The sequence below is a fragment of the Ensifer soli genome (assembly GCF_041928815.1).
In the GTDB taxonomy this organism is placed as follows: Bacteria; Pseudomonadota; Alphaproteobacteria; order Rhizobiales; family Rhizobiaceae; genus JBHFEI01.
Genome location: NZ_JBHFEI010000001.1, coordinates 81,734 through 108,480, shown reverse-complemented (window position 1 = coordinate 108,480; position 26,747 = coordinate 81,734). Strand labels below are relative to the sequence as shown.

At 67.6% G+C, this 26,747-nt stretch carries 25 protein-coding genes; 17 read left to right on the top strand and 8 right to left on the bottom strand.

What is annotated here, in order from left to right; translation table 11 throughout:
* Both ACEVQ6_RS00430 and lpxK read left to right on the top strand, forming a co-directional pair.
* Window positions 1-723 carry an HAD family hydrolase gene (locus tag ACEVQ6_RS00430; RefSeq protein ID WP_374886914.1) on the top strand — a complete coding sequence of 241 codons (723 nt, stop codon included), beginning with the start codon at window positions 1-3 and terminating at the stop codon, window positions 721-723.
* Between the two features lie 26 nt (window positions 724-749).
* Window positions 750-1,793, top strand: coding sequence for a tetraacyldisaccharide 4'-kinase (gene lpxK, locus ACEVQ6_RS00425; protein WP_374886913.1), 1,044 nt, complete (start codon window positions 750-752; stop codon window positions 1,791-1,793).
* Window positions 1,794-1,803: 10 nt separating this feature from the next.
* On the opposite strand, the gene ACEVQ6_RS00420 is transcribed toward lpxK, so the two are convergent.
* Both ACEVQ6_RS00420 and mutL read right to left on the bottom strand, forming a co-directional pair.
* Window positions 1,804-2,037, bottom strand: a complete 234-nt coding sequence (locus tag ACEVQ6_RS00420) for a DUF2093 domain-containing protein (protein WP_374886912.1) — start codon at window positions 2,035-2,037, stop codon at window positions 1,804-1,806.
* A gap of 313 nt (window positions 2,038-2,350) precedes the next feature.
* Entirely contained in the window at window positions 2,351-4,165 is a 1,815-nt protein-coding gene (gene mutL, locus ACEVQ6_RS00415; protein ID WP_374886911.1) for a DNA mismatch repair endonuclease MutL, read from the bottom strand.
* A gap of 250 nt (window positions 4,166-4,415) precedes the next feature.
* Here mutL and ACEVQ6_RS00410 point away from each other — a divergent pair, with 250 nt between their 5' ends.
* The gene (locus tag ACEVQ6_RS00410; RefSeq protein ID WP_374886910.1) at window positions 4,416-6,131 is read left to right on the top strand and encodes a PAS domain-containing protein; all 1,716 of its coding nucleotides are present in this window, start codon (window positions 4,416-4,418) and stop codon (window positions 6,129-6,131) included.
* A gap of 289 nt (window positions 6,132-6,420) precedes the next feature.
* Entirely contained in the window at window positions 6,421-7,779 is a 1,359-nt protein-coding gene (locus ACEVQ6_RS00405) for a putative bifunctional diguanylate cyclase/phosphodiesterase (RefSeq protein WP_374886909.1), read from the top strand.
* A 118-nt stretch (window positions 7,780-7,897) separates the two neighbouring features.
* Here the strand turns inward: ACEVQ6_RS00405 and ACEVQ6_RS00400 are convergent, their stop codons facing one another.
* The 6 genes from ACEVQ6_RS00400 to ACEVQ6_RS00375 all read right to left on the bottom strand — a co-directional run bounded on the left by ACEVQ6_RS00400 (window position 7,898) and on the right by ACEVQ6_RS00375 (window position 13,850).
* Window positions 7,898-8,563, bottom strand: a complete 666-nt coding sequence (locus tag ACEVQ6_RS00400; protein WP_374886908.1) for a PRC-barrel domain-containing protein — start codon at window positions 8,561-8,563, stop codon at window positions 7,898-7,900.
* A 265-nt stretch (window positions 8,564-8,828) separates the two neighbouring features.
* Complete coding sequence (locus ACEVQ6_RS00395) at window positions 8,829-10,556, bottom strand: IlvD/Edd family dehydratase (RefSeq protein WP_374886907.1); 1,728 nt, start codon at window positions 10,554-10,556, stop codon at window positions 8,829-8,831.
* An 84-nt stretch (window positions 10,557-10,640) separates the two neighbouring features.
* Window positions 10,641-11,525, bottom strand: coding sequence for an SMP-30/gluconolactonase/LRE family protein (locus tag ACEVQ6_RS00390; protein ID WP_374886906.1), 885 nt, complete (start codon window positions 11,523-11,525; stop codon window positions 10,641-10,643).
* Complete coding sequence (locus ACEVQ6_RS00385; RefSeq protein ID WP_374886905.1) at window positions 11,522-12,160, bottom strand: 2-dehydro-3-deoxy-6-phosphogalactonate aldolase; 639 nt, start codon at window positions 12,158-12,160, stop codon at window positions 11,522-11,524. Before ACEVQ6_RS00385 ends, ACEVQ6_RS00390 begins: the two co-directional genes overlap by 4 nt.
* Window positions 12,157-13,080 carry a 2-dehydro-3-deoxygalactonokinase gene (locus ACEVQ6_RS00380; RefSeq protein ID WP_374886904.1) on the bottom strand — a complete coding sequence of 308 codons (924 nt, stop codon included), beginning with the start codon at window positions 13,078-13,080 and terminating at the stop codon, window positions 12,157-12,159. Before ACEVQ6_RS00380 ends, ACEVQ6_RS00385 begins: the two co-directional genes overlap by 4 nt.
* Complete coding sequence (locus ACEVQ6_RS00375; protein ID WP_374886903.1) at window positions 13,080-13,850, bottom strand: SDR family NAD(P)-dependent oxidoreductase; 771 nt, start codon at window positions 13,848-13,850, stop codon at window positions 13,080-13,082. Before ACEVQ6_RS00375 ends, ACEVQ6_RS00380 begins: the two co-directional genes overlap by 1 nt.
* 121 nt (window positions 13,851-13,971) lie before the next feature.
* Between ACEVQ6_RS00375 and ACEVQ6_RS00370 the strand changes: the two genes are divergently transcribed.
* The 13 genes from ACEVQ6_RS00370 to ACEVQ6_RS00310 all read left to right on the top strand — a co-directional run bounded on the left by ACEVQ6_RS00370 (window position 13,972) and on the right by ACEVQ6_RS00310 (window position 26,611).
* Window positions 13,972-14,784 carry an IclR family transcriptional regulator gene (locus tag ACEVQ6_RS00370; RefSeq protein ID WP_374886902.1) on the top strand — a complete coding sequence of 271 codons (813 nt, stop codon included), beginning with the start codon at window positions 13,972-13,974 and terminating at the stop codon, window positions 14,782-14,784.
* A gap of 125 nt (window positions 14,785-14,909) precedes the next feature.
* Window positions 14,910-15,635, top strand: coding sequence for a helix-turn-helix transcriptional regulator (locus tag ACEVQ6_RS00365; protein ID WP_374886901.1), 726 nt, complete (start codon window positions 14,910-14,912; stop codon window positions 15,633-15,635).
* A gap of 58 nt (window positions 15,636-15,693) precedes the next feature.
* Entirely contained in the window at window positions 15,694-16,437 is a 744-nt protein-coding gene (locus ACEVQ6_RS00360) for a helix-turn-helix transcriptional regulator (protein ID WP_374886900.1), read from the top strand.
* Between the two features lie 400 nt (window positions 16,438-16,837).
* Complete coding sequence (gene apbC, locus ACEVQ6_RS00355) at window positions 16,838-17,959, top strand: iron-sulfur cluster carrier protein ApbC (RefSeq protein ID WP_374886899.1); 1,122 nt, start codon at window positions 16,838-16,840, stop codon at window positions 17,957-17,959.
* 242 nt (window positions 17,960-18,201) lie between these two features.
* Entirely contained in the window at window positions 18,202-19,179 is a 978-nt protein-coding gene (locus ACEVQ6_RS00350; protein ID WP_374886898.1) for a magnesium transporter CorA family protein, read from the top strand.
* A gap of 21 nt (window positions 19,180-19,200) precedes the next feature.
* Window positions 19,201-21,105: a potassium transporter Kup gene (locus tag ACEVQ6_RS00345; protein WP_374887343.1), complete on the top strand. Its 1,905-nt coding sequence runs from the start codon at window positions 19,201-19,203 to the stop codon at window positions 21,103-21,105.
* 130 nt (window positions 21,106-21,235) lie between these two features.
* A complete protein-coding gene (locus ACEVQ6_RS00340; protein ID WP_374886897.1) occupies window positions 21,236-22,411 on the top strand; it encodes a cell wall hydrolase in 1,176 nt (391 codons plus the stop codon).
* Between the two features lie 215 nt (window positions 22,412-22,626).
* The gene (locus ACEVQ6_RS00335) at window positions 22,627-22,986 is read left to right on the top strand and encodes an AtpZ/AtpI family protein (protein WP_374886896.1); all 360 of its coding nucleotides are present in this window, start codon (window positions 22,627-22,629) and stop codon (window positions 22,984-22,986) included.
* A 59-nt stretch (window positions 22,987-23,045) separates the two neighbouring features.
* Window positions 23,046-23,804, top strand: a complete 759-nt coding sequence (locus tag ACEVQ6_RS00330) for a F0F1 ATP synthase subunit A (RefSeq protein ID WP_374886895.1) — start codon at window positions 23,046-23,048, stop codon at window positions 23,802-23,804.
* A gap of 73 nt (window positions 23,805-23,877) precedes the next feature.
* The gene (locus tag ACEVQ6_RS00325; RefSeq protein WP_374887342.1) at window positions 23,878-24,105 is read left to right on the top strand and encodes a F0F1 ATP synthase subunit C; all 228 of its coding nucleotides are present in this window, start codon (window positions 23,878-23,880) and stop codon (window positions 24,103-24,105) included.
* 91 nt (window positions 24,106-24,196) lie between these two features.
* Window positions 24,197-24,835, top strand: coding sequence for a F0F1 ATP synthase subunit B (locus ACEVQ6_RS00320; RefSeq protein ID WP_374886894.1), 639 nt, complete (start codon window positions 24,197-24,199; stop codon window positions 24,833-24,835).
* A 12-nt stretch (window positions 24,836-24,847) separates the two neighbouring features.
* Complete coding sequence (locus tag ACEVQ6_RS00315) at window positions 24,848-25,339, top strand: F0F1 ATP synthase subunit B (RefSeq protein WP_374886893.1); 492 nt, start codon at window positions 24,848-24,850, stop codon at window positions 25,337-25,339.
* Between the two features lie 255 nt (window positions 25,340-25,594).
* A complete protein-coding gene (locus tag ACEVQ6_RS00310; RefSeq protein ID WP_374886892.1) occupies window positions 25,595-26,611 on the top strand; it encodes a polyprenyl synthetase family protein in 1,017 nt (338 codons plus the stop codon).
* Window positions 26,612-26,747 lie beyond the last annotated feature (136 nt).

Here is a 26,747-nt window from a genome sequence, read left to right as displayed (position 1 = left end):
ATGACGACGGGCACGACCGAAACGACGATCCGGGGGCTGCTGTTCGACAAGGACGGCACGCTGATCCACTACGATGCGAGCTGGCTGCCGGTGAACCGGGCGCTGGCGGAGATGGCGGCGCAAGGCGATCAGGCGCTCGAGCGCCATCTGCTCATCGCCTGCGGCATGGACCCGGACAGCGGCCATGTCGCGGCCGACAGCCTGTTTGCCGCCGGCACGGCGGCCGAGATCGCCGCCGGCATGGTCGCCGCCGGATCGAGGGTGCCGCTCGACCATCTGACGGCGGAATTCGACGCGCTCTTCACGCGGTCGGCCGATTTCTCCGTGCCGGTCACCGATCTCGCCGCCTTCTTCGCCGGCCTGAAAGGGCTTGGGCTGAAGCTCGGCGTCGCCTCCAGCGACAATGAGGCCTCGATCCTCCGGCTGGCGACGCGTTTCGGCTTCGTCGAGCATCTCGATTTCGTCTGCGGCTATGACAGCGGCTTCGGCGTGAAGCCCGAACCGGGCATGGTGCTCGGCTTCTGCCGCGCGACCGGCCTCGAGCCGGATATGGTCGCGGTCGTCGGCGACAACAATCACGACATGCATATGGGCCGGGCCGCGCGCGCCGGCCTGACGGTCGCGGTCCTGACCGGCACCGGCTCGCGCGAGAGCCTGTCGGCCGCCGCAGACCACTGCCTCGACGACATCACCGGCCTGCCGGCGCTCATCGGCTACCGCTGAATGGCAGCCGTGTCGGCGTATGCGGCATGATTCCCGAGACGCCGCCCTTCTGGTGGCGCGAGGCTGACTGGCGGGCGCGGCTGCTCTCGCCGGTCGCATGGGTCTACGGCGCCGTTGCGGCGGGGCGGATGGACCGGGCCCCGCGCGTGCCGGTCGGTGTCCCCGTGGTCTGCATCGGCAATGTCACGGTCGGCGGCGCCGGCAAGACGCCGACGGCGATCGCCCTCGGCCGGGCGGCCCTGGCGGAGGGACTGACCCCCGGCTTCCTCAGCCGCGGCTATGGCGGCGCCGTCCGGGCGGCGACACTCGTCGATCCGCTGCGGCATCAGGCGCGTGATGTCGGCGACGAGCCGCTGCTGCTGTCCGCCGTCGCGATGACCGCCGTCAGCCGCAACCGCATCGACGGGGCGCGGCTTCTGATCGACCATGGCGCGGACTTCATCCTCATGGACGACGGCTTCCAGAGCGCGCGGATCCGGATCGACCATGCGCTGGTCGTCGTCGATGCCTCGCGCGGTGTCGGCAACGGGCAGACCCTTCCGGCCGGCCCGCTGCGCGCGCCGCTCGCCCGGCAGTTCCGCCATGTGGACGCGATCCTGAAGATCGGCGAGGGCCATGCGGCCGAGGGGCTGGTGCGCATGGCGGCGCGGGCGGGAAAGCCCGTGCATCTGGCGCGCCTGGAAGCCGCCGATGCGCGCCGCTTCGCCGGCCGGCGCGTCCTCGCCTTCTCCGGCATCGCCGATCCGGAAAAATTCTACCGTACCCTTCGCGGAACGGGCGCCGACCTCGTCGCCACGCGCTCCTTCCCCGATCACCACCCGTTTTCCGAAGCCGAGATGGCCGCTCTCCTGTCGGAGGCGGAGCGGCTCGCCGCGGTGCCGGTGACGACATCGAAGGACCGGGTCCGGATCGATCCCGCCGGCATGGCGGGGCGGCGGCTTCTCGCCGGTGCGGATGTCCTGGAGGTCGGCCTTGCCTTCGACGATCCGGCTGCGCCGGCCCGCATCGTCCGCGCCGCGCGCGCGGCGGCGCGCCTGCGTCTCCTTGCGCCGGAGGGCGCGGGTGGATGAGGCGGAACGGTCAGCCGCGCTGGTCGGGCAGGGCGGCGGCGGCGCGTTCGGCCTCCAGCGACGCGGCCGCGTCGGCATAGGGCTCCTGCCGGGCGACGCTCCAGTAGCGCAGCTCGTCGATCGGGATCTGCCGTCCCGTCACCGCGCAGACGACATGCGATCCGGGCAGGACGATCTGGTAGTCGCCGTCGAGATAACGGATTTTCGCCTCGCGCATGCCGCTGCCTTCGTGCCGGTTCATCATCGTCGTTCCGTCTTTCCGTCTCTTGGAGCACTTCCGGTGGAAGCCTTGTCCCCCGCAATATGCCGCTGTTCCGTCTTGACCCCGAGGCAGGCGCGCTCCGGCCCGACGGGCGTCCCTCCCGTGCGGCTGCGAACCCGTGCGGGACGACGCTGCGTGGCCCGTCGCGGCCTGACCGTATCCTGACCATGCCGCAGATCCGGAAAGGCGCGACCGTCATCCTGCCATAGCCCCGATCCTCGCCGTTTGGAGCATGCGGGATCGCGTGCCAAGCTCTAGCGCGGCGGCGCGCAAAAGGCCAGCCTCGCCGCCCTTCTCAGCTTCGCCCGAACAGACGCTCGATGTCGGAAAGCTTCAATTCGATATAGGTCGGCCGTCCATGGTTGCACTGGCCGGAGCCGGGCGTCGCCTCCATCTGCCGCAGGAGGGCGTTCATTTCCTCCGGCTTCAGCCGCCGGCCGGCGCGCACCGAGCCGTGGCAGGCCATCGTCGCCGCGATGTGGTCGAGCCTGCCCGTCAGCCCGTCGGCCGTGTCCCACGCCGCGAGTTCGTCGGCGAGCTGGCGCACCAGGCCGGCGGCATCGACTTCGCCAAGCATCGCCGGCGTCTCGCGCACCGCGATCGCGCCGGGGCCGAAGCGCTCGATGCCGAGGCCGAGGCGGGAAAACGCCGCCGCATGGGCGGCGAGCCGGTCGCAGTCCTCTTCCGGCAGGTCGACGACCTCGGGGATCAGCAGGCCCTGGGCGGGAAGCGGCCGGGAATTCAACGCCGCACGCATCGCTTCGAAGACGAGACGCTCATGGGCGGCATGCTGGTCGACGATGACCAGCCCGTCGTCGGTCTGGGCGACGATGTAGTTTTCGTGGATCTGCGCCCGGGCGGCGCCGAGCGGATGGGCAATCGCCGGGTCGTTCTGCGTCTCCGCCGATGCCGGCGCCGCCCGGGCGGAGGGCGGGATGCCGGAAAATCCGGCCTGGGGTGTTTCGCCGAAGCCCGGGCCGGCAGAGGCGGGCCGTGGCGAAAACGCCTCCGCGCCCAGGCCGAGCGGCCGCGACGGCGAGGCCGCCGCCGTCCAGGGCGCGGTGCGCGCGGTTTCCGGCCGGAAGGCGCGCATCAGCCCGCCCGTGCCCGTCGTCGCCGCGCGGCTGCCGTCGCGCGCCAGCGCCTCACGGATCGCGCCGACGAACAGGCCACGCACCAGGCCCGGATCGCGGAAGCGGACGTCGGATTTCGCCGGATGGACGTTGACGTCGACGAGATGGGGATCGAGCGTCAGCGACAGCACGGCGACGGGATGGCGTCCCTGCGGCATGGTCTCGGCATAGGCGGCGCGGATCGCCGACAGGATCTGCCGGTCCTGCACCGGGCGGCCGTTGACGAAGGCATACTGGTGCAGCGAATTGCCGCGATGGAAGGTCGGCAGGCCGGCAAAGCCGGTGAGCAGGACGCCCTCGCGCTCCGCGTCGATCTCGATCGCATTGTCGCGGAAGTCGCGGCCGAGCACCTGCGCCATGCGGGCGAGCCTGTCCTCGCCGGTCGCGGCAAACTCCGTCGTCGTCCGGTCCGCGCCGCTCAGCACGAAGCGGACGGCGGGAAAGGCAATCGCCATGCGCCGCACGACCTCGGTGATCGCCGCCGCCTCCGCCCGCTCGCTCTTCATGAATTTCAGCCGGGCGGGCGTGGCGAAGAACAGATCGCGCACCTCGACCACCGTGCCCGGATTGGCGGGGGCGGGGCGCAGGCCACCCGGCCGGCCGCCGGTCACCGTCACCTGCGCGCCTTCGCCGGCGCCCGCCGGGCGCGAGGTGATCGCGAGCCGCGCGACCGAGCCGATCGACGGCAGCGCCTCGCCGCGGAAGCCGAGCGTGCGGATGTCGTCGAGCGAGCGGTCGATCTTCGAGGTGCAGTGGCGGCGCACGGAAAGCTCGAGATCGGCGGCGTCCATGCCCGAGCCGTTGTCGGTCACCCGGATCAGCGCCTTGCCGCCGCCGGCGGTGGCGATCTCGATGCGGGTCGCGCCGGCGTCGAGCGCGTTTTCCACGAGTTCCTTGACGGCGCTCGCCGGGCGCTCGATCACCTCGCCGGCCGCGATCTGGTTGATGAGCGTTTCGGAGAGGTGCTTGATCGACATGGCCCATTATCGGGGATTCGCCCGGCCGGCGGAAGCCGGTCCGCATCACTATCCCCGATCGCCCGGATGTATCAGGAAGAACAAGAGACTACAACATATGCGGGAGTCGCAAAGGGATGCCGAAGGGGCGTTAATCGGCCGTTAATCGATCCGTGCGAATTGTGAAGGCGGCTCGGGGTCGGCCATTGACGGCCGGCATTGCCGCCGGTGTCGGGCGGCGGCACGGCTGCGGATCGTGGGGACGTGCGTGATGAATGATGTAGCGTCAGCGGGCGCGAACATCCAGAAGGTGCTTCTCGAGGTGCTGGGCGAGGCCCTTGGTGCTGTTCTCGTCGTCTGCGACCGCCACGACGAGATCATCTTCATCAGTCGCCAGATCCTTCAGTTCTTTCCGGTGCCGGTCCACGTGCTCCAGCCGGGCACGCGGCTCAAGGATTTCCTCGGCGCCGTCTATGATTGCGGCCTGCGCGCCGGCACGGTACCCGAGGCGAGCCGGCGGCGATCGAACCGGGACGAATGGATTTCGGATCATCTCTCGCTGCACTGGCGCGAGCGCCACGAAACCGTCGAGCGGCTGGCGCGGCAGCGCTGGATCGCCATCACCAAGCGCCGCCTCTCCAGCGGCTACGGCCTGATGGCGATCAGGGATGTCACCGAATCGAAGAAGCGCGAGGAACTGTTCCAGGCCGATCTCGAACGCGTGGCGCTGACCGAGAGCATCCTCGACAACCTGCCCAATCCGGTCTGCGTCAAGGACCGCAACCTCAGCTACGTCGCGGTCAACCGCGCCTTCTGCGCCCTGCACGGCCTTTCGCCGGAGGCCTTCATCGGTCGCTCGGTCTGGGACGTGGTCGAGCCGGAACTGGCGGAGAAGTTCGAGCGCTCGGACCGGGTCGTGCTCGAGACCGGTGCTCCGTTCAGCCTGCCGGAACAGATCGTCAGGGCCGACGGCGAGGATCTCTGGGTGGTCACGCGCAAGTTCCGCATCGGCGTGCCGGGGAAGTACTTCATCGTCACCTGCATGAACGACGTCTCCGACATCGCCTCCGCCGGCGAGGTGCCCGCCGCAGACGACACTCCGGCCGACGGGCTCCGGATCGTCCATTACGACGCCTTCGAACCGGGGCAGAACTGCTACGATCCCTTTCGCGGCACGGAGGTGCAGGCGATCGCCGGTGCGGCATCGATGCTCGCACCCTCGCCCTCGCGCGGCCGCGTCCTCGTGCACACCGCCGACGCGGCGACCGAGGCCTTTATCCTGCCGCTCCTTTCCGGCTGGGGGTTCGAGGCCTGCGCGGTGCGCAGCCTTGCCGAGCAGCGCGACTTCTTCGCGCTCGCAGCCGAGGTCGGCATCGGCATCGACCTGCTTCTGGTCGACCGGACCGCGCCGGAAAGCCTGCGCGCCGTCGGCCTGCATCGCGACGTCACCGCGGTCGCCTTCGATCCGGCCTGCGATCCGGCGCGGCTCGAGGACGACATGCACCGGGCGCTCGTTGCCGGGGCGGAGCCGGCGGAGGCGGTGCTGCCGGACTGGCATGGGCTGCCGGCGGACGAGATCCCCCAGGCCGAGCGGATCGACGTGCTCGTGGCGGAGGACAACCAGATCAACCAGTTCGTCTTCTCCCAGATCCTCGAGGGCCTCGGACTCTCCTTCCGCATCGCCGCCAACGGCGCCGAGGCGGTCGAGCTCTGGCAGGCGCACCGCCCGGAACTGGTGCTGATGGACGTGGCCATGCCGGTGCTGAGCGGCCCCGATGCCGCGCTCGTCATCCGCCGGGCGGAGGCGGGGCACGGGCCCCGCACGCCGATCGTCGCCGTGCTCGCCCAGGCGCTCGACCTCGACGAGGAACGCTACCGCGCCGCTGGCATGGACGGCCATATCATGAAGCCGATCAGCCCCGACATGATCGAGGACGTCTACCATCGCTTCGTCCCCGGCAAGGCCGCCCGCCGGCAGCAGCACTGAGAGCGCCTGCCCATCCTTTGCCGGAGACGGATGATCCCGCGATTTTCCTCCTCCCGCGGTAAGGCGCGTCGCAGGCCCGAAGCGGCACCCCGCCGCAAGATTGTGGGGGTGGGTGGTTAAGGCATTCTTCATATTCCGCGCGCATCGTCCGCGGGTGGAGGCGCGGCCTTTACACGTCGCGAAAGCTGATCTGGAGACCGGGAATGCCGCAAGGCCAGAACGAGAGACAGGGGTCGCCGACCGTCTTGACCGTTCCGCCGGCCACGCGCGCTGCGGCGAGGAAGGCATCATGAGCGCCGTGCCGGCCACCGATCCGCGCCGCCCGGCCGAGGAGGCGCCGGCGCCCTCCTCGATCGACCGGCTGACCGGGCTCGGCAACGAGGAACGCCTGCGCGAGGCAGTACAGACGATCGTCACCGAGCGCGCCGCCGATCCCGCGCCCTTCGCCGTCGGCCTTGCCAATATCGACGGGTTCAAGCCGATCAACGACCTGTTCGGCCCGGCTGCGGGCGACGAGATCATCTGCCAGGTGGCGCAGAGGCTCGCGACCTGCGTTCCGGACGGCGCCGCCGTGATGCGCATCGGCGGCGACGAATTCGCCTTTCTCCTGCCGCTCGTCTTCGAGCGCAAGGGGGCCGAGCGCGTCGGCCAGCGGCTGAAGGACGTGCTCGCCGCGCCCTTCGATCTCGGCGAGCGCAGCGTGCGCCTCTCCGCCTCCTTCGGCTTCGCCATCCATCCTTTCGCGGGCGCGGCCTTCGCCGACCTGATGAAGAGCGCCGATACGGCGCTCTACCGATCGAAGCGGCGCGGCCGGGGCCAGATCACCGTCTATTCCTCGGAAATCGCCCAGGAGATGAAGCGCGCGACGCAGCTCGAACAGGCCTTGCGCAATGCGATCATGGCGGGCGGGGTCGACGTGCATTTCCAGCCGATCGTCGACCTGCGCAGCGACGTCGTCGTCGGCTTCGAGGCGCTGGCGCGCTGGTGCGACGCCGATCTCGGCTATGTCTCCCCCGACGTCTTCGTGCCGATCGCAGAGGAGCGCGGCTTTATCGACAAGCTCTCCGACATGCTGCTGCGCAAGGCGGCCGAGGCGGCGATGGACTGGCCGCGGGAGCTTTTCCTCTCCTTCAACCTTTCCTCCGCCCAGCTCACCGATCCATCGACGGCCGGCAACATCCTGTCGATCATCCGGTCGGTCGGCCTGTCGCCCGCCCGCCTCGAACTGGAGATCACCGAGACCGCCGTGATGACCGACACCGAGGTGGCGCATACGATCGTCGCCGAGCTTCGCTCGGAGGGCGTGCGCATTGCCCTCGATGATTTCGGCACCGGCCAGTCGAGCCTCGGCCGCCTCAGGGATTTCTCCTTCGACAAGGTGAAGATCGATCGGGCCTTCGTATCGCGCATTTCCAGCGACCGCGTCTCGGAGCACATCATCAAGGCGATCATCGCCATGTGCGAGGGGCTTGGGCTGGAGGTCGTGGCGGAAGGGATCGAGGATTTCGCCCAGGCACTCAAGCTGAAGGCGCTCGGCTGCGGTCTGGGTCAGGGCTATTTCTACGGCAAGCCGATCGACCAGCGGGCGACGCTGCGGGCGATCACCGAGCGCTACCAGGATCTCGCCCCCGTGGCCGCCTCCGCCTGAGGCGTCATTTCATCTGCGCGTTGAGTACTGAACACGGAAACGGCGGTGCTCGCGCACCGCCGCTCTCCGTCCCTGCGAGGATGGACGGGCCATCCTCGCGCTGGAAGGGGTGTAAGCCTTATTCAGCCGGTGCGGGCTGCGCGCCCATGCCCGTCGCCGGCTGTTCGGCCGGGGCCGTGGTCGAGGCGGTCGGCGCCGTGTCGACCGAAGTGGCGTCCTGCTGCGCCAGGACCTGGGCCCGGGTCATGAAGGTCGGGGCCGCCTTCAGGCCTTCGGCGGTCTCGGCCGAGGTCAGCTTGAGAGAGCCGTTGTCCGGGTTCTCGGACACGGTGATGCTGTCGAACGGCACGGCGACGTTCTTCTCGCCGATGCCGAGGAAGCCGCCGACACCGACGATCGCCGCAGCGATCTGACCATCCTTCGCCAGCACGAGGTCGTTGATCTGGCCAATGCTTTCGTCAGCCGCATTGTAGACGGACTGGCCGATATAGTTCGAGGCGACGACCTGCTCGGCCGACTGTTCGGTCAGGAAGCCCGTGCCTTCGGCCGGCTGCGTCGCCTGGGCCGTCGTCTCGGCGTTCGGCGCGACGACCGTACCGTCGGCGGCGCTGTCCATGCCGGTGGCGGGAGCGGTCTCCATGCCGGTCGCCGGCGCGGTTTCCATGGTCTGGGGCTGGGTCGTCTGCGGCTGGGTGGCGTCCTGGGCGAAGCTCAGCGGCGCGAATGCGGCAACACCGGCAAGAAGAGCGCCTGCCGCGATGGAAGCAACGGTTTTCTGGGTCATAGCGTACCTACCTTTCGTTTCCTCTTGGATCATGGCGCAGGCAGCGATCGGGTTCTCTGCTGCACCGGTGATGTCCCGAAAACGTGAAGGAGCGGATCTGGTTCCAGAAAAAAATCCGGTTGTCGGCGCGGAACAAACGGCGGCGGAAAAGATTCGCTTTCCCGCCTTTTGCCCTCATTGAGGAAATTATGCTGTTCCAACCGCTATCTCCGATCCCGGCCTTCCGAGGCCGGGATCCCAGGCGCAGCATAGCCGCCGACCCGCGTCAGTGGCTTTCGCGGTGGACCTCGCTGCCGCTCGCTCCGACGAGGAAATCGAGATCAGCCCCCTTGTCCGCCTGCAGCACGGTGTCGTGGTAGAGCTTGTAGTAGCCGCGCGTCCATTTGCGCTCCGGTGCCTGCCAGGCGGCAAGGCGCGACTGCAATTCTTCCTCGCTGATCAGAAGGTCGAGCTTCCCCGCCATGGCGTCGAGGCGGATGCGGTCGCCGGTCTTCACCACGGCGAGCGGCCCGCCGGCATTGGCCTCGGGGCTGACATGCAGCACCACCGTGCCGAAGGCGGTGCCGGACATGCGGGCATCGGAAATGCGCACCATGTCGCGCACGCCCTTTTCGACGAGGCGGCGCGGAATCGGCATGTTGCCGACCTCGGCCATGCCGGGATAGCCCTTCGGACCGCATCCCTTCAGCACGAGGATCGTGTCCTCCGTCACCGGCAAATCGGGATCGTCGATCTTCGCCTTCATGTCCTCGATCGTCTCGAAGACATAGGCCGGCCCCTCGTGCGACAGCAGGTGCTCGCTCGCCGCCGACGGCTTGATGACGGCGCCGTTCGGCGAGAGATTGCCGCGCAGCACGCGGATGCCGGCACGTTCGCGCAAGGGATTGTCGAGCGGACGGATGACGTCGTCGTTATAGACCTCCGCATCCGTGTAGTAATCCGATATCGGACAGCCATAGACGGTCGGCGCATCGCCATGCAGCAAATGCTGGACGCGGTTCATCACCGCCGGCAGGCCGCCGGCATAGGCGAGGTCCTCGATCAGGTATTTGCCGGACGGCATGCAGTTGACGATGCAGGGCACCTCGCCGCCGACCCGGTCGAAATCGTCGAGCGTCAGGTCGACCCCGGCACGCCCCGCGATCGCCAGAAGATGAACGACGGCATTGGTCGAGCCGCCGACGGCGGCGTTGGCGATGATGCCGTTCTCGAAATTCTTCTTCGTCAGGATCTTCGACAGGCGCAGGTCCTCGTGCACCATCTCGACGATGCGCTTGCCGGTCATGTGGGAGAGCGCCATGCGGCGCGCGTCGACGGCGGGCAGCGCCGCATTCATCGGCAGCGACAGGCCCATCGCCTCGACGACCGAGGCCATCGTCGTCGCCGTGCCCATGGTCATGCAGACGCCGGGCGAGCGCGACATGCCGCTTTCGGCCGCCATGAATTCCTGAAGGCTCATCTTGCCGGCGCGCACGTCCTCGGAAAACTTCCACACATCCGTGCCGGAACCGATGTCCTTGCCCTTCCACTTGCCGTTCAGCATCGGCCCGGAGGAGACGACGATGGTCGGCAGGTCGACCGATGCCGCGCCCATCAGCTGGCCGGGCGTGGTCTTGTCGCAGCCGCCGAGCAGCACGACGCCGTCGATGCCATAGGCGCGGATCGCCTCCTCGACATCCATCGCGAGAAGATTGCGGAACAGCATCGCCGTCGGGCGCATCTGCGTCTCGCCGAGCGAAGAGACGGGGAACTCGACCGGGAAGCCGCCGGCCTCCCAGACGCCGCGCTTGACGCCTTCCGCGAGGATGCGCAGGTGGCTGTTGCAGGGGGCGAGTTCCGACCAGGTGTTGCAGATGCCGATGATCGGCCGGCCGTCGAAGGCATGGTCGGGAAAGCCCTGGTTCTTCATCCAGGAACGGTGGATGAAGCCATCCTTGTCCGTGCCGCCGTACCAGTGCCGGCTGCGCAGTTCCTTCTTCTTTTCATCTCCCATCGGAGCACTCCCGTCGTCTCGAGAATTCGGCCGGCGCAATTGTATGACTTTTTCGCGCGCTCTTCGCCAGACCCAATCTTTCACTCAGAGCTTATAGACGGGCTCGAATCGCCCCCTGACCGCGATGCCGAGGTCGAAGGTGCGGCCGGCATTGACGTCCTTTGCGCGGGTCGCGTCGTCCATGTCCTGCCAGGCCGAGGTGACGAGCAGGCGCGCGGCGTCCGGGCCGATGAAGGCCGGGCAACTCGGCTGGCCGGTCGGAATGGCATGGCGTGCGACCTTGCTGCCGTCCGGCTTGTAGACGTCGACGCTCCAGCCGCCCCAGCGGGCGTTCCAGATCAGTCCGTCGGCATCGCAGACCGAACCGTCGAGCACGCCGTCACTGCCGGTCTCGTCGCTCAAGACCGTCGCATCGCCGGTCGGAAGGCCCGTCGCCGGGTCGAGGTCAACGCGCATCAGGTGGTTGACGTCGCTGTCGGCGAAATAGGCGGTCGCTCCGTCGGGCGAGAAGCAGATGGCGTTCGGCACGGTGATGTTGCCGTAAAGCTTCGTCACACGCCCCTGAGCGATGTGGTAGATCGCACCGGCGCCGCTCTCGGCGCCCTTGCCCATCGTGCCGAGCCAGAGGCTGCCGGAGGGATGCACCCGTCCGTCATTCGACCGGTTGGCCGGAGCGTCTTCGACCTTCGACAGGAAGGAGAGGTCGCCGGTCTCCGTCTGCCGGAGATAGAGGCCGGCGTCGGTCGCGAGCAACTGCCGCTCGGGATCGATGCGCGCGATCACGCTTGCCATGAACGGCAGGGCGTGCACCGACTTGCGGCCGCTTTTAAGGTGCAGTTCGTGCAACTCTCGGCCCTTGATGTTCACCCACCAGACGATGCCGGTGGTCTCGTCGTAGGTCGGGCCTTCGCCGAGGATGGAATTGGCCTCGCAGAGGAGGGTTCCGGAAAAGGGCTGGATGTCGGTCATGGCGTCACTCCATAGGCGGCGTCGTAGGCGGTGAGCGTGGCGCGGGCGCGCCGGCCGATCTCGGCGGCGTCCATGCCCGGTTTGTAGAGGCTCGAGCCGAGGCCGAAGGCGCGGATGCCGGCGCTGGCATAGTCGGCGAAATTCTTCTCCGACACGCCGCCGACCGCAGCGATCTCGAGGTCCTTCGGCAGCACGGCGCGGATCGCGGTGATCCCCGCGGGCCCGAGCACGCTCGCGGGGAAGAATTTGAGGCCCGTCGCGCCCGCGGCCGCCGCCGCCAGCGCCTCCGTCGGCGTGAAGACGCCGGGCATGGTCACCATGCCCTTCGCCGCCGCGCGGGCAATCACGGCCGGCTCCACATTGGGGCTGACCATCAGCCGGCCGCCGGCGCGCTCCAGCGCGTCGACCTGCGTCTCCGTCAGCACGGTGCCGGCGCCGATCAGCACGCCGTCCGGGGCGGTGCGCGCCGCGATCTCGATGGAGCGGAACGGATCGGGCGAGTTCAGCGGGATCTCGATCGCCGTCAGCCCGGCCTCGACGAGCGTCGCGATGATCGCCTCGGTCTCGTCGTGTCGGATGCCGCGCAGGATGGCGATCAGCGGGCGTGTCATCGGCGGAAAGGGAATGCGGGTCACGGCGTCGGTCCTTGAGGCCAGAGCAGGTCGGCCGCCATCGCCAGTCCATGGCGGACGGCGTCGTCGGCGTCGATATCCACGGGGGTCACCGAGAAGACGGCGAGCGCGGCCCGGTAGAGGGCGGCGAGCGGACCGGAGGCGACGAGGCAGACCGCGTCGCCGTCATCCCGGAGTGCTGCGGCGATCTCGAGGCCGATCAGCGTGCCTGACAGCCTCGCCCGGCCGGCGAGCGGTTCCGTCCCGTGCAGCAATTGCCCGGCCCGGATCGAAAAGAGATGGTTCGTTGCCTCGGCGGGGGCCGTGCGCACCTGTTCGACCGCATCGAGGAAGGCCGGATGGTCCGCCGCGACGCGTCCGCCGTCGCCGACCGAATGGGCCAGGATCGTCTGCCGGGACAGGACGTCGAAGAGCTCGCCGGTCATGAAGGTCGAAAATCCGCTGGCGATGTCGCCGTCAAGCCGCACCCATTTCGAATGGGTCCCCGGCATGCAGACACGGTGCCGTCCCGGCCCGAGGCGGACGAGCGCACCCATCAGCTGCGTCTCCTCGCCGCGCATCACGTCGGGGCGGTCGCGGTCGCGCTGGGCGAGGCCGGGCAGGACGCGGATGTCGCGCGCCGTGCCGGGGACGCGGACGGCCGCCGTCGCGATCGCGCCGAGCGGCGCCGGCGTGTCGAGATAGCCGGCCTCGACCCAGCCCTGCCGCGCGCCGACCATGCCGCAGGCGAGGACGGGAACGGCATCGGCGACGCCGAGCGCCGACAGATGGCCGTCAAGTACGGCGGCGAAGCCGGCCTTCGCCGCCTGCGTCATGCCTTCGCCGCTGCGCCGCTCGGCGAGCACCGCGCCATCGCGTCCGACAAGCCAGAGGCGGAAGCTCGACGTGCCCCAGTCGAGGGCGACATAGCGGGGGTCACCCATCAGCGGTTGCCCCCGTCAACGATCATCGTCTGCGCCGTCATGCCGGCGGAAAGATCCGAGGCGAGGTAGAGGCAGGGGCCGAGCATGTCCTTAGGCCCGAGCGCCCGCTTCAGGCATTGCCGCTCGATCATCGCGGCGATCGTCTCGTCGGTGATCCACAGCCGCTTCTGCCGCTCCGTCACCACCATGCCCGGCAAGAGGGCGTTCACGCGGATATTGTCCGGGCCGTAGCGGCCGGCGAGCGATTTCGTCAGGCCGATGATGCCGGCCTTGGCGGTCGCGTAGGCCGGAAGCTCGCCCATGTTGAGGAGGAAGGCGATCGAGGAGAAATTGACGATCGCGCCGCCGCCTGACGCGCGCATGCCGGGCACGACCGCCTGCGCCGTCAGGAAGACCTGGCGGAGATTGACCGCCAGGCTTTCGTCCCAGACCTCCGGCGTCACCTCGTCGGCATCCTGCCGGTCGTCGCGCGCGGCATTGTTGATCAGGACGCGGACGGGGCCGTGGGCCTCCTCCGCCGAGCGGACCGCGGCGCGGATCTGGTCCGGCTCGGCAAGGTCGGCCTTCAGGAACAGCGGCGCATGCCGGACCTCGCACCGAAGCGCCTCGACGAGATCCGTGCCCTCCGTGTCGGCGATGTCGATGAAGGCGACGCGGGCGCCTTCGCGCGCGAACCCTTCGACGAGGGCCGCGCCGATGCCGCTCGCGCCGCCGGTGATCAGCACGCCGCGATCCGCCAGCTCCGGAAACCGGCCCGCCGCCGTCGTCATGGGATGTCGCTCCTCGCCCTGCGGATCGAAATTTGTTCCATATGATGGAACAGACTTTTATTATGTGGAATATGCGCGCCTCCGCTGCTAAAAGTCAAGCGGCAGCGCGAGAGAGACGGCAGTGACGAAAGACAAGGCCCGCGACGAGAGTGCGACCGACCCCCGTCCCGTCGAGACGGGCACGATCGGCAGGGTGCTCGGTCTGCTCGAGCTGGTGGCGTGCGCCGAGACGCCGCTGCGCTTCACCGACATTCTCGCCCGCGCCGGCCTGCCGCGCGGCACGCTGCACCGGCACCTCAGCCATCTCGTTGCCGAAGGCATGCTGGAGCTTCGCGACGACCTGCATTACGAGCCCGGCCTGCGGCTGATGCGGTTTGCCCATCGCGCCTGGTCGCGCAACGACCTGCGCCGGGTCGCCACGCCGTATCTGCGCGAACTCGCCGACCGAACGGGGGAAACGGTGCATCTCGGCGTGATGCAGGACGACGTCATCGTCTATATCGACAAGGTCGACGGCCGGCAGAGCGTGCGCATGACCTCCGAGATCGGCAAGGCCTCGCCCCTTTATTGCACGGGGATCGGCAAGGCGGCGCTGTCGCTTTTGCCCGACGCGACGGTCGCCGCGATCGCGCGCGGACTGGACTATCGGCGCTTCACGCCGAACACCTGCCCGGACGCGGCGGCGCTGATGGCAGAGGTCGCCGCCGCCCGCCGCGACGGTCTCGCCCATGACCGGCAGGAGCACGAAGCGGGCATCCTCTGCCTCGCCGCGCCGGTGCGCACCGCGACACATTGTGCCGCGATCTCGGTGACGGCGCCGGCCTACCGCGTCTCCGCCGGCGATCTCGATCTCTGGGGACCGCTGGTCCGCGAGGTTGCCGCGCGCATCGGCGCCGCCGCCGCCGTCCTCCTGTCGCCGGTTCGGTCCGGATGACGTCTCTCCGCTGGACGCAGGCGGAGGGGGACGCTAGTGTGGACAGTGATCGATGGGCAGACAAGGGCGACGATGGTCGCAGGCGCCGCCAGGCGCTGGGGCAAGCGGGAACGGTTGATGGGACGATGACGGATCTTTCTTCTCCGACGATCTCGGCCGACGAGGCGCTGGGCGGCGGGCTTGCGGTCGCGGAGATCGAGGACGAGCGGGACATCCACAGGCGTTTCGAGGATCTCTGCCGCAGCTACGGTTTTCGCGGCTTCATGGTGATGATGATGCCCGAGGAGGGCTGCCTCAGGCTCGCCGACGTCTCGCTGATGACCAACTGGCCCGCGGAGGCGGTGCGGCGCTTCGACGAGGCCGGCCTCCTGTCCGGCAGCCCGGTGGTCGAGCGGCTGCGCAGCAGTACCATTCCCTTCGTGCAGGAAACCCGGCCGGACCGGCGCGGTTCGGCGCTGACGGAGCTTTTCGGCGGTCTGAGGCTGCAACGCTGCCTCTATGTTCCGGTGCATGACACGCACGGGCAGCGCGGTGCCGTCGCCTTCGGCGGCGACCGCCCGGTTGTGAGCGCAACGGAAATGTGGGAACTTAACCTCGTCTCGGGCGTTCTCTTCAATCGTCTTCGCGAAATGCTGGTTCAGCGCGGACGGAGACGGACCGGCCTGTCGCGCCGGGAGCTCGAATGCCTCCAATGGGCGGCGGCCGGGAAAACGACGGCGGAAATGGCGAGAATCATGGCTTTGTCGGAATATACGGTCAACCACTACCTCAATCGAGCGACGCGCAAGCTTGATTCGGTTAACCGGGTGCAGACCGTGGCAAAGGCGATTCGCGCCGGCCTGATCGTCTAGTCGAACCGGACCTGAAAACGAAAGCGGAGGCTGGGACCTATTGCATGTTTCCGATCTCATGAAGCCGGGCACAGCCAAGATGTCCGAACCCCGTGGTGGCGACTTCGAGACGGAAATCGCGTCCCTCGAGACGCAGTTCGATATCCTGCGCTACATGCGCAAGGTCACCGAACTCTTCGGATTCCGCTCCTTCCTCATCTGTGCCGTCCCGGCACCCGAAGCGGTGCGGCTGGCGCCGAGCTCGATCCTATCCAGCCTGCCCGCCGACATCATGGCCCGCTACGACAGCCTGTCGCTGGTGGAGTTCAGCAGCGGCATACGGCGCCTGCGCGAGACGACGACGCCCTTTGCCCTGACGCTGGAGACCTGGGAGCGGGAAAGCGCGCGCGCGGAGGGTTTTGCCGACTATATCGCGCTGCTCAAGGAAAACGGCGTGTTCCAGGCGAGCTATTTCCCGGTGCACGGCCCGGATGGCAGCCGCGCGGCGGTGATCTGGTTCGGTCCGGCCGCGCTCGTGCCGATGCTCGCCACCATGGAACTCCAGATGATCTCCATCCATGTCTACAATCGCCTGTCGGCGATCCAGGCGGTGTGGAAGACGGGTTCGGCCGCGCTTTCAGAGCGCGAGGTGCAGTGCCTGAGCTGGACCGCCGCCGGCAAGACCAGCGCGGAAATCGCCAGCATCCTCGGACTGTCGGAGCATACGGTCAATCATTACCTCAATCACGTCGCGAAGAAGCTCGACGCCGTGAACCGGACCCAAGCCGTCGTCAAAGCGCTGAAGCGCGGCCTGATTTCCTGAGAGCGGGACGGCGCCTGCCTTTTTTGGGTGCCATCCTTTCAATCCTGCCTGTTTTATGGGCTGACGTCGGCCCTCGGAATCGTCGCACGACGTGTACGGACGGCCTCTCCCGGCGGATGCTCGTGGATTTCCGGTCTGGCACGCTTCCTGCATCGTTGTTGTCAGGTCCAGAGGGGACCGACAACGAACGGCGCCCCAGAAGGTCGCGAGAAAAGGCTGTCGCAGGACGACCATGATCCCGGATGTACGGACATGGTCGCCGGCGGCAGCCTTTTTACATGCGTCACGATCGCCGCCGCCGATGTCGCTTTCGACATTGGACTCCGCCGCCGCCTCGACTATCTAGAAGGCCGGGCTGGAAGCCGGGCGCAGGGTTGCCCGGACAGCGAATGAGGGCATCATGGCGGACATCACCCGGGAACAGGTTCTGGAGCGGCTGAGGACGGTTCGCGGGCCGGATCTCGACGGAAACATCGTTGATCTCGGCCTCGTCTCCGATGTCTTCATCGCCGACGGCAAGGCCTATTTCTCGATCACGGTTCCGGCCGAACGCGCCGGCGACCTCGATCCGCTGCGCGCCGCCGCCGAGCGCGTGGTGCGCGATATCCCCGGCATCCGCGGCGTGATGGCCGCGCTGACGGCCGAGCGCAAGGCCGGCGCCGCCGCCCCGCCGCCGCCCCGCGCCGCGGCACCGGCCCCGAGAACGCCGACGGCGGCGCAGAAGGCCGGCATTCCGGGCGTCGGCGCCATCATCGCCGTCGCCTCCGGCAAGGGCGGGGTCGGCAAGTCGACCACCTCGGTCAACCTGGCGCTCGCCCTTGCGGCCAACGGACTGAAGGTCGGCATCCTCGACGCCGATATCTACGGGCCGTCCATGCCGAGGCTGCTCGGCCTGTCCGGCCGGCCCGAGCAGATCGGCGGCAAGCTGATCCGGCCGATGGAGCGCTACGGCATCAAGGCGATGTCGATGGGTTTCCTCGTCGATCCGGAAACCGCGATGATCTGGCGCGGACCGATGATCCAGTCGGCGCTCCTGCAGATGCTGCGCGAGGTCGCCTGGGGCGATCTCGACCTGCTGGTGGTCGACATGCCGCCTGGCACCGGCGACGCGCAGCTCACCATGGCCCAGCAGGTGCCGCTCGCCGGCGCCGTCATCGTCTCGACGCCCCAGGACCTGGCGCTGATCGATGCGCGCAAGGGGCTGGCGATGTTCCGCAAGGTCGAGGTGCCGGTGCTCGGCATCGTCGAGAACATGAGCTATTTCATCGCGCCCGACACGGGCCGGCGCTACGACATCTTCGGCCATGGCGGCGCGCGCGCGGAGGCCTTGCGCATCGGCGTGCCCTTCCTCGGCGAGGTGCCGCTGGAAATGGCCATCCGCGAGACCTCGGATGCCGGCACGCCGGTCGTCGTCTCCGATCCGGACGGCGCCTCGGCGCGGATTTACCGGCAGATCGCTGCGGCGGTCTCGGCGCAGGTGTCCGTCTCCGGGCGCCGGGCGCCCGCGATCGTCTTCGAGTAGCGGCCGGCGCGGCCCCCGAGCCGCCCGTCCGTGAATTGGTGATTGATTTTCGCCGGCCTCTGCCCCATATGCCTGCGCGCGTCCGCGCGGCGGGCGCAGGCCGGGCTTTTGCCTTCCCCGGATGCGGCACGGAACATGCGGCGTCACGCGTATGCCGACGGAAACCTTCGAATGAACGTTCAGATTGGATGCCCCGCAGGGGTGGCCGATGGCGCATGCGTCCGGCCGGCAGGCCCCTCGGCATGATGCGCTTCTACTGTGCGGACGGGCGCTGCCTTTCGCTGGACATCGGCGCGGCCGCCGACGCGCTCACCGACGCCGTCGTCTGGATCGACATGGTCGAGCCGACCCATGACGAGGACCGGATGATGGAGCGCCTTCTCGGGATCTCGATCCCGACGCGCGACGAGCTCAAGGACATCGAACCGTCGAGCCGCCTCTATGTGGAGGAGGGTGCGACGTTCATGACCGCGTCGCTGGTGGCGAAGGCCGACAGCGAGGTGCCGCACCTGACCGATGTCGGCTTCATCCTCGCCGGCGGGCGGCTGGTCACCGTGCGCTATGCGGCGCCGAAGGCCTTCTCGCTCTTCATCGGCGCCATGCACCGCATTCCCGGCGGCTGCCCGTCCGGCCTCGTGCTCTTGACCCGGCTGATGGAGACCATCGTCGACCGGACGGCCGAAATCCTCGAGCAGCTCGTCGGCCGGGTCGACGCGCTGTCGCTGCAGGTTTTCGGCGAGGGCGCCGCCGGCAAGCGCCGGCCGCCGCGCTATCTCGAATCGCGGCTCCTGACGGTCGCAGGCCATCACCGGCTCGTGGCGATGACGCGCGACAGCCTTGCCTCCCTGTCGCGGCTGATGACCTTTCTCTATGCCCTGCCGCCCGCAAGGGACGACAGGGAGACCCGCGAGCTCTGCCGCTCGATCTCGCGCGACATCCAGTCGCTCTCCGAGCATGCCTCGTTCATCTCCGGCAACATCACCTTCCTGCTCGACGCCTCGCTCGGCCTGATCAACATCGAACAGAACACGATCATCAAGATTTTCTCGATCGCCTCCGTCGTCTTCCTGCCGCCGACGCTGGTCGCCTCCGCCTACGGCATGAACTTCGCCCACATGCCGGAATTGCAGTGGACCTACGGCTATCCGCTGGCGATCGCTGCGATGGTCGTCTCCGCCGCCATCCCTTACGTGTTTTTCCGCTGGAAAGGCTGGCTCTAGCAAAGCCTGTTGTCGCCCATGATGACCCCGCCGGTCGATGAAATCCCCTCCGAAACGAGGAACACGCGGCGCCTGCTGGCGCTGGCGCTCGGTTCCGTCGGCGTCGTCTATGGCGATATCGGCACGAGCCCGCTCTATGCCTTCCGCGAGGCGCTGCGTCCGATCGCGCGCGACGGGCTGCTGCCCGAGGAGGTGATCGGGCTGATCTCGCTGATGATCTGGACGCTGACGATCATCGTCACCTTCAAGTATGTGCTCTTTCTTCTGCGCGCCGACAATCACGGCGAGGGCGGCACGCTGTCCCTCCTGGCGCTGCTGATGAAGTCGGCTGGCGGGCGGCACATGTCGGTGCTGTTCTTCCTCGGCGTCATCGGCGCCTCGCTGTTCATCGGCGACGCGATGATCACCCCGGCGCTCTCCGTGCTCTCGGCGGTCGAGGGCCTCAAGCTGGTGACGCCGGCGCTGAACGACTACGTCGTGCCGATCGCCGTGGTGCTGCTGCTGCTGATCTTCGCCGTGCAGTCGAAGGGCACCGGCGCCGTCTCCTATCTTTTCGGGCCGGTCACCGCGCTCTGGTTCCTCGTCATCGGCGCCGCCGGCCTGATGCATATCGGCGACGACCTGACGATCCTTCAGGCGCTGAACCCGCTGAACGCGGTGCACTTCATGCTGGGCGAGGGGCTGCTCGGCCTCATCGTGCTCGGCGCGGTGTTCCTGACGGTCACCGGCGCCGAGGCGCTCTACGCCGATCTCGGCCATTTCGGCCGCAAGCCGATCCAGCTCGCCTGGTTCTCGCTGGTCTTCCCGTCGCTGGCGCTCAACTATCTCGGCCAGGGCGCACTGGTGCTGAAGCATCCAGAGGCGGTCTCCGATCCGTTCTTCCTGATGTTCCCGGAATGGGCGCTGCTGCCGGCCGTGCTGCTCGCCACCTGCGCCACCGTGATCGCCAGCCAGGCGGTGATCACCGGCGCCTTCTCGCTGACGAGCCAGGCGATCCATCTCGGCTTCCTGCCGCGCATGGCGATCTTCCACACCTCCGAGACGCAGACCGGGCAGATCTACCTGCCGAACGTCAACACCATGCTGATGTTCGGCGTCATGGTGCTCGTCTTCGTCTTCGGCTCGTCCGAATCGCTCGCGACGGCCTACGGCATCTCGGTCACCGGCGCGATGGTGGTGACCACCATCCTCGCCTTCACCTTCCTGCGCCGGCGCTGGGGCCTGTCGACGCCGCTCGCCGCGGCGGTGCTGGCGCCGCTCTTCCTGCTCGAACTGTTCTTCCTGGCGGCCAACCTGTTCAAGATCCACGACGGCGGCTACGTGCCCGTGCTGATCGCCGCCGCCATCGTCGTCGTCATGTGGACCTGGCGGCGCGGCACGGCGATCCTGCACGAGAAGACCCGCCACACCGACATCCCGCTCGCCTCCTTCGTCAAGTCGATCGAGCGGAAGAGCGAACATGCGCCGGTCTCCGTGCCCGGCACCGCGATCTTCCTGACGGCCGACCCGAAATCGACGCCGGCGGCCCTCCTGCACAACATCAAGCACAATCACGTCCTGCACGCGCAGAACTTCATCCTGACGATCCGCACCGTCAACATGCCGCGCGTGCCGAAGGAGAACCGCGTCTCGATGAAGCCGCTGTCGGAGCGCTTCGGCCTGCTCGAGATCAAGTTCGGCTTCATGGAGACGCAGAACGTGTCGCAGGCGCTCGGGCTGTTCCGCAAGTCCGGGGTGAAGTTCGACATCATGTCGACCTCCTTCTATCTCGGCCGGCGCAAGCTGGTGCCGGACGCGCAGTCCGGCATGCCGCACTGGCAGGACCGGCTGTTCATCGCGCTCGCCAACGCGGCGACCGATCCGTCCGACTATTTCCGCCTGCCGACCAACCGCGTCGTCGAGCTCGGCTCGCATGTGATCATCTAAGGGGCGCCGGATCGCGAGGATCCGCGATTCCGGCTTAACCAATCATCAAGGTTAACGCATCATTCTTCTAGCCGTCAGGGGCGCTGCGTTCGCCGTCCGCCCGAAAGTCCGGTTGCGTGGAGTTTTGTCGATGCGTTCAGGAAAGCAGGTCCGCCGCAGGTCGCGTTTCCGTCTCTTGGGCCTGCTTCCGCCGCTGCTCGCCGCCGCAGGCCTCTATCTCGGCCTTCCCTCGGTCTCGGCCCATGCCGATCTCGCCACCTATCTTTCGGGGATCAACCGCGGCGGCGAGCGCTGGCGCATGTACATGACGACCTCGCCGGCCGGATCGATCCACGACGTCGACATGGTGTTCACCGATCCGATGGTGACCGGCGGCTTCGGTGACGGCGCCGGCCTCAACCTGCCCGACGGCGCGCGCGTGTCGCTGACGGCCGAGCAGAAGACCGCCGATCCTCTGCCGGACGAGGACCGCGTCAACCGCGCGGCGAAGAAGCGGCGGATCGTCGCGGTCAGCCCGATGACGCCGCCGAAGGATTTCACCGCCGGGTCGATCCTTCAGCGCACCGGCTTTCTCGAGGAGCCCGTTCTCGACAATGGCGAGAAGATGGTCTTCACCAGGCCGACGCTGAAGGGCAAGGAGATCGAGATCGCCACCGCCTTCTATAAGAAGAAGCCGAAGGTCGCCCGCGACGTCTCGCCGATGCTGGCAGGCCTCGTCACCAACCCGACCCCCGACAGCCTGGCGCTCGCCTATGCCAAGCCGGAGCCGGACTATGCGCGCGAATCGCCCTTCGATTCGATCCTGCGCGAGGACAAGGCGGGCGGCCGCTTCATTCCCGACATCGCGCCCGAGGACCACGACTGGGCCGCGACCGCGCTGCCGCCGGAGGTGTTCAGCGCCGCCGAGCAGAAGTGCCTCACCGACGGCATCTATTTCGAGGCGCGCGGCGAATCGCTGAAAGGCCAGGCCGCGGTGGCGCAGGTCATCCTCAACCGCGTGCGCAACCCGACCTACCCGAAGACGATCTGCGGCGTCGTCTACCAGAACAAGGGCTGGTTCAACCGCTGCCAGTTCTCGTTCGCCTGCGACTTCATCCCCGACATCGTCTATTCCCCCGCCCGCTGGCGCGTGGCGCAGGACATCGCGATGGAGGTGACCTCGGGGCGCATCTGGCTGCCGGAAGTCGGCTCCGCCACCCATTACCACGCGACCTATGTCCGTCCGGCCTGGGCGAAGACGATGAAGCGCGTCGCCAAGGTCGGCCTCCACGTCTTCTACCGCACCTATGGCGGCGGCTGGAGCTGAGGATGGGCGCCGGGATTTGGCGGCAATTCCCGTAAGTCTATGATTTTATTTGAAAAAGAGAACAGTTAACAGAGGTGCCCTTCGCCTTGACTAAGGCGGCACCTAAAACTATGGTGCGCCCGACTTCAAAGGGTCCGTGGCGCACAGCCTCTGGCAGCTTGTACCAATCGAACTATGTCAATTTCATGGTTCGTGGCAGGGCGGAGGTGGGTGCGATGACGGGGAAGCCGGAAGACAGTCTGGACGAACGGCGCAAGGCCCTCGGCGACAAATTGTCGTCGCTGAAGGCGGACGAGGCCGGTCGCGAGGCCGCTGACCAGAGGGCGACCGAGAACCGCAAGGGCTATGCGGTGGCCGTCAAACTCTCGAGCGAATTTATCGCAGCGGTCATCGTGGGCGCGATTCTGGGCTATCTTTTGGATCATTTTGCGGGTACAGGCCCGTGGGGGATGATCGTTCTTCTCCTCCTCGGTTTTTGTGCCGGCGTGCTCAATGTCCTGCGGTCCGCAGGCATGGTGGCATCGCCCCATCCGGTCGACAGGCTGGGTCGGGGCAGGGATCATCGCGACGTCTGAGGCGTCGCCGACAGTGGGACTTCCGCCGGTGGGCGGAGACAAGGTGAGAGAGAAAAGCCGTGGCAGGCGACAAGGTAGATCCGGTACACCAGTTCGTGGTCAACAAGATCGTTCCGATCAATATTGGCGGGCTGGACTTGTCCTTCACCAATGCCTCGCTGTTCATGGTCGTGACCGTGCTCGTCGCGACCGGTTTCCTCTACCTGACCACGTCGAGCCGGGCGATCGTGCCCGGCCGGATGCAGTCCGTGTCCGAGCTTTCCTACGAATTCATCGCCTCGATGCTGCGCGAGGGCGCCGGCAGCGGCGGCATGAAGTTCTTCCCGATGGTCTTCTCGCTGTTTCTCTTCATCCTGACGGCGAACCTTCTGGGCATGTTCCCTTATTTCTTCACCATCACCAGCCAGATCATCGTCACCTTTGCCTTGGCGCTCTTCGTCATCGGCACGGTCGTGGTCTACGGCTTCATGAAGCACGGCACCCATTTCCTCGGCATCTTCGTGCCGAGCGGCGTTCCCGGCGCGCTTCTGCCGCTCGTCGTCGCGATCGAGGTCATCTCGTTCCTCTCGCGCCCGATCAGCCTCTCGGTGCGTCTCTTCGCCAACATGCTGGCGGGTCACATCACGCTCAAGGTCTTCGCCGGCTTCGTCGCCTCGATGAGCACGCTCGGTGCTGTGGGCGTCGTCGGCGCGATCCTTCCCCTCATCATGACCGTCGCCCTGACGGGTCTCGAATTCCTCGTTGCCTTCCTGCAGGCTTACGTCTTCGCGGTACTGACATGCATGTACCTGAACGACGCCGTGCATGGCGGCCACTGAGGAGTGGAACGTCGGCCCCCGCTTCCCGGGGGCCAGTTTTCAGCCGCACTACCATTTCAAAGGAGTAAACACGATGGAAGCGGAAGCAGCAAAATACATCGGCGCGGGTCTGGCTTGCTTTGGCATGGCTGGTACGGCTCTCGGCCTCGGCAACATCTTCGGCAACTACCTGTCGGGCGCCCTGCGCAACCCGTCGGCTGCCGACGGCCAGTTCGGCCGCCTGGTTTTCGGCTTCGCCGTGACGGAAGCTCTGGGCATCTTCTCGCTGCTCGTCGCTCTCCTCCTGCTGTTCGCGGTCTGATCTAAGCCGCGACGCCGATCAAGCGGCCGCGATCTCCCGGACATCGGGAGGACGCGGCCGAAGACTTTGACGAGTGCACCTGGAGGTGAGCATGTTTGTGACACCGGCTTTTGCCCAGGAAGGGCAAACCGAAGGCGCCGAGACGCACGACGCAACGGGCGCTGCCGGTCATGATGCCGCAGGCGCCGGTGAAGTCCACACCGAAACGGGTGTGGCGCACGAAGGCGGACACGGCTCGGGCGTCTTTCCGCCCTTCGATTCCTCGACCTTCTCGTCCCAGCTCGTCTGGCTGGCGATCACGTTCGGTCTCTTCTATTATCTGGTCCAGAAGGTGATCCTGCCGCGCATCGGCGCGATCCTGGAACACCGCCAGGACCGCATCGCCCAGGATCTCGACGAGGCCGCCCGCTTCAAGGCGGAAGCCGACGCCGCGGTCGCGACCTACGAGCAGGAGCTCGCTGCCGCGAGGGCCAAGGGCAATGCCATCGCCAACGGCGCGCGCGACGCCGCCAAGGCCAAGGCCGACGCCGAGCGCACCGCCATCGAGACCGATCTTTCCGCCCGCATCGCCGCCGCCGAGTCGAACATCGCCGAGATCAAGGCGAAGGCGCTCGCCGATGTCGGCGCGATCGCCACCGAGACCGCCTCCGCCGTCGTCTCCCATCTCATCGGCCAGCCGGTGCCGGAGGGCGAGATCGCCGCGGCCGTCTCCGCCGAATCGCAGCGCTAACGGGAGGAAACCATGGATCTGACTTCTCAGGCCACCGTCTGGGCCACCGTCGGCCTCGTTCTCTTCCTCGTCCTCATTGCCTACCTCAAGGTTCCGGGCATGCTGGCGAAGTCGCTCGACGAGCGCGCCGACAAGATCAAGAACCAGCTGGTCGAGGCCAAGCGCCTGCGCGACGAGGCCCAGGCCCTGCTCGCCGAATACCAGAAGAAGCGCAAGGAAGCCGAGGCCGAGGCGCAGGCGATCATCGCCGCCGCCGAGCGCGAGGCCCAGGCCCTGACCGCCGAGGCCAAGCAGAAGACGGAGGAATTCGTCGCCCGCCGTACCGCGCTTTCGGAGCAGAAGATCAAGCAGGCCGAAGTCGACGCGATCAATGCGGTGCGCTCCACCGCCGTCGATCTGGCGATCGCCGCCGCCGAGAAGGTCATCACCGCCCATGCCGGCGCCGAGACGCAGAACGCGCTCTTCGCCAAGTCGCTGAGCGACGTCAAGGCGCGGCTGAACTGAGGCATCGTCTGTCAAGTCTCCCCGAAAAGCCCGGCCTCGTCCGGGCTTTTTTCATGGGCGCATGCCGTCGGCCATCGTCACGAAGACGTCGAAATTGCGGCTTTCCGCCGCCCCTTTCAGGGGAAAGCGTCGGCGGCGGTTGAATTCCGCCCTCATCTGGGGCATCAACCAGCGGACGGGCGGGCCGCGTTTTACACCGGCCGCGTCCTTGCGCCGGCCTTTCGCGGTCGAGATACGGACAGGAGTGTCGTGAGCGTGGGTGTCGTCATAGCGATGGAAGAGGGCAAGACCCCCCAGGGGCTGATCAAGCCGATCGTCGATCTGACCAGGGCGGACATGCAGCGGGTCAACCAGCTGATCCTCTCCAAGGCGGGATCGGATGTCGAGATGATCCCCGAGGTCGCCAACCATCTGATCTCGTCCGGCGGCAAGCGGCTGCGGCCGATGCTGACGCTCGCCTCCGCTGCCCTTTTCGGCGCCATCGGCGACGGCCACATCAAGCTTGCGACGAGCGTCGAGTTCATGCACACGGCGACGCTGCTCCACGACGACGTGGTCGACGAGAGCGACCTCAGGCGCGGCAAATCCACCGCACGGATCATCTGGGGCAACCAGGCAAGCGTGCTCGTCGGCGATTTCCTGCTCGGCCAGGCCTTCCGGCTGATGGTCGATGTCGGCTCGCTCGACGCGCTCGACGTGCTCTCGGCCGCCGCCTGCGTCATCGCCGAGGGCGAGGTGCTGCAGCTCTCCGTCGCCAAGAACATGGAGACGACCGAGGACGACTATCTCTCCGTCATCCGCGCGAAGACGGCCTCCCTCTTTGCCGCCGCCGCCGAGGTCGGGCCGATCGTCGCCGGTGCCGGCAAGGCGAACCGGGCAGCGATGAAGTCCTACGGCATGAATCTCGGCCTTGCCTTCCAGCTCGTCGACGACGCGCTCGACTATGGCGGCAAGGCCGCCGACCTCGGCAAGAATGTCGGCGACGATTTCCGCGAGGGCAAGATCACCCTGCCGGTGATCCTCGCCTACCGGCGCGGCACCGAGGACGAGCGGGCCTTCTGGCGCGAGTCGATCGAGGGCGGCGCCAGCGACGACCAGCGGCTCGAGCGCGCGCTCGGTCTCATCCACCGCTACGGCGCGCTGACCGACACGATCGCGCGGGCGGTGCATTACGGGACAATCGCGCGCGACGCGCTGGCGCCGCTGCCGGCCTCGCCGCTGAAATCGGCGCTTCTCGACGTGATCGACTTCTGCATCGGCCGGGTCAACTGATCGCCCGGCGCGGCCCTCGGGCCAGGACGAATATCTTGCCGGCTTGCGCCAAAAAAGCCATTCTGTTCGTCAATGACTCGAAACCCCGGCCCGGCGGCGATTCCCCGGGCGGCGTAGGTTTGCCCGCAGGGCGGGC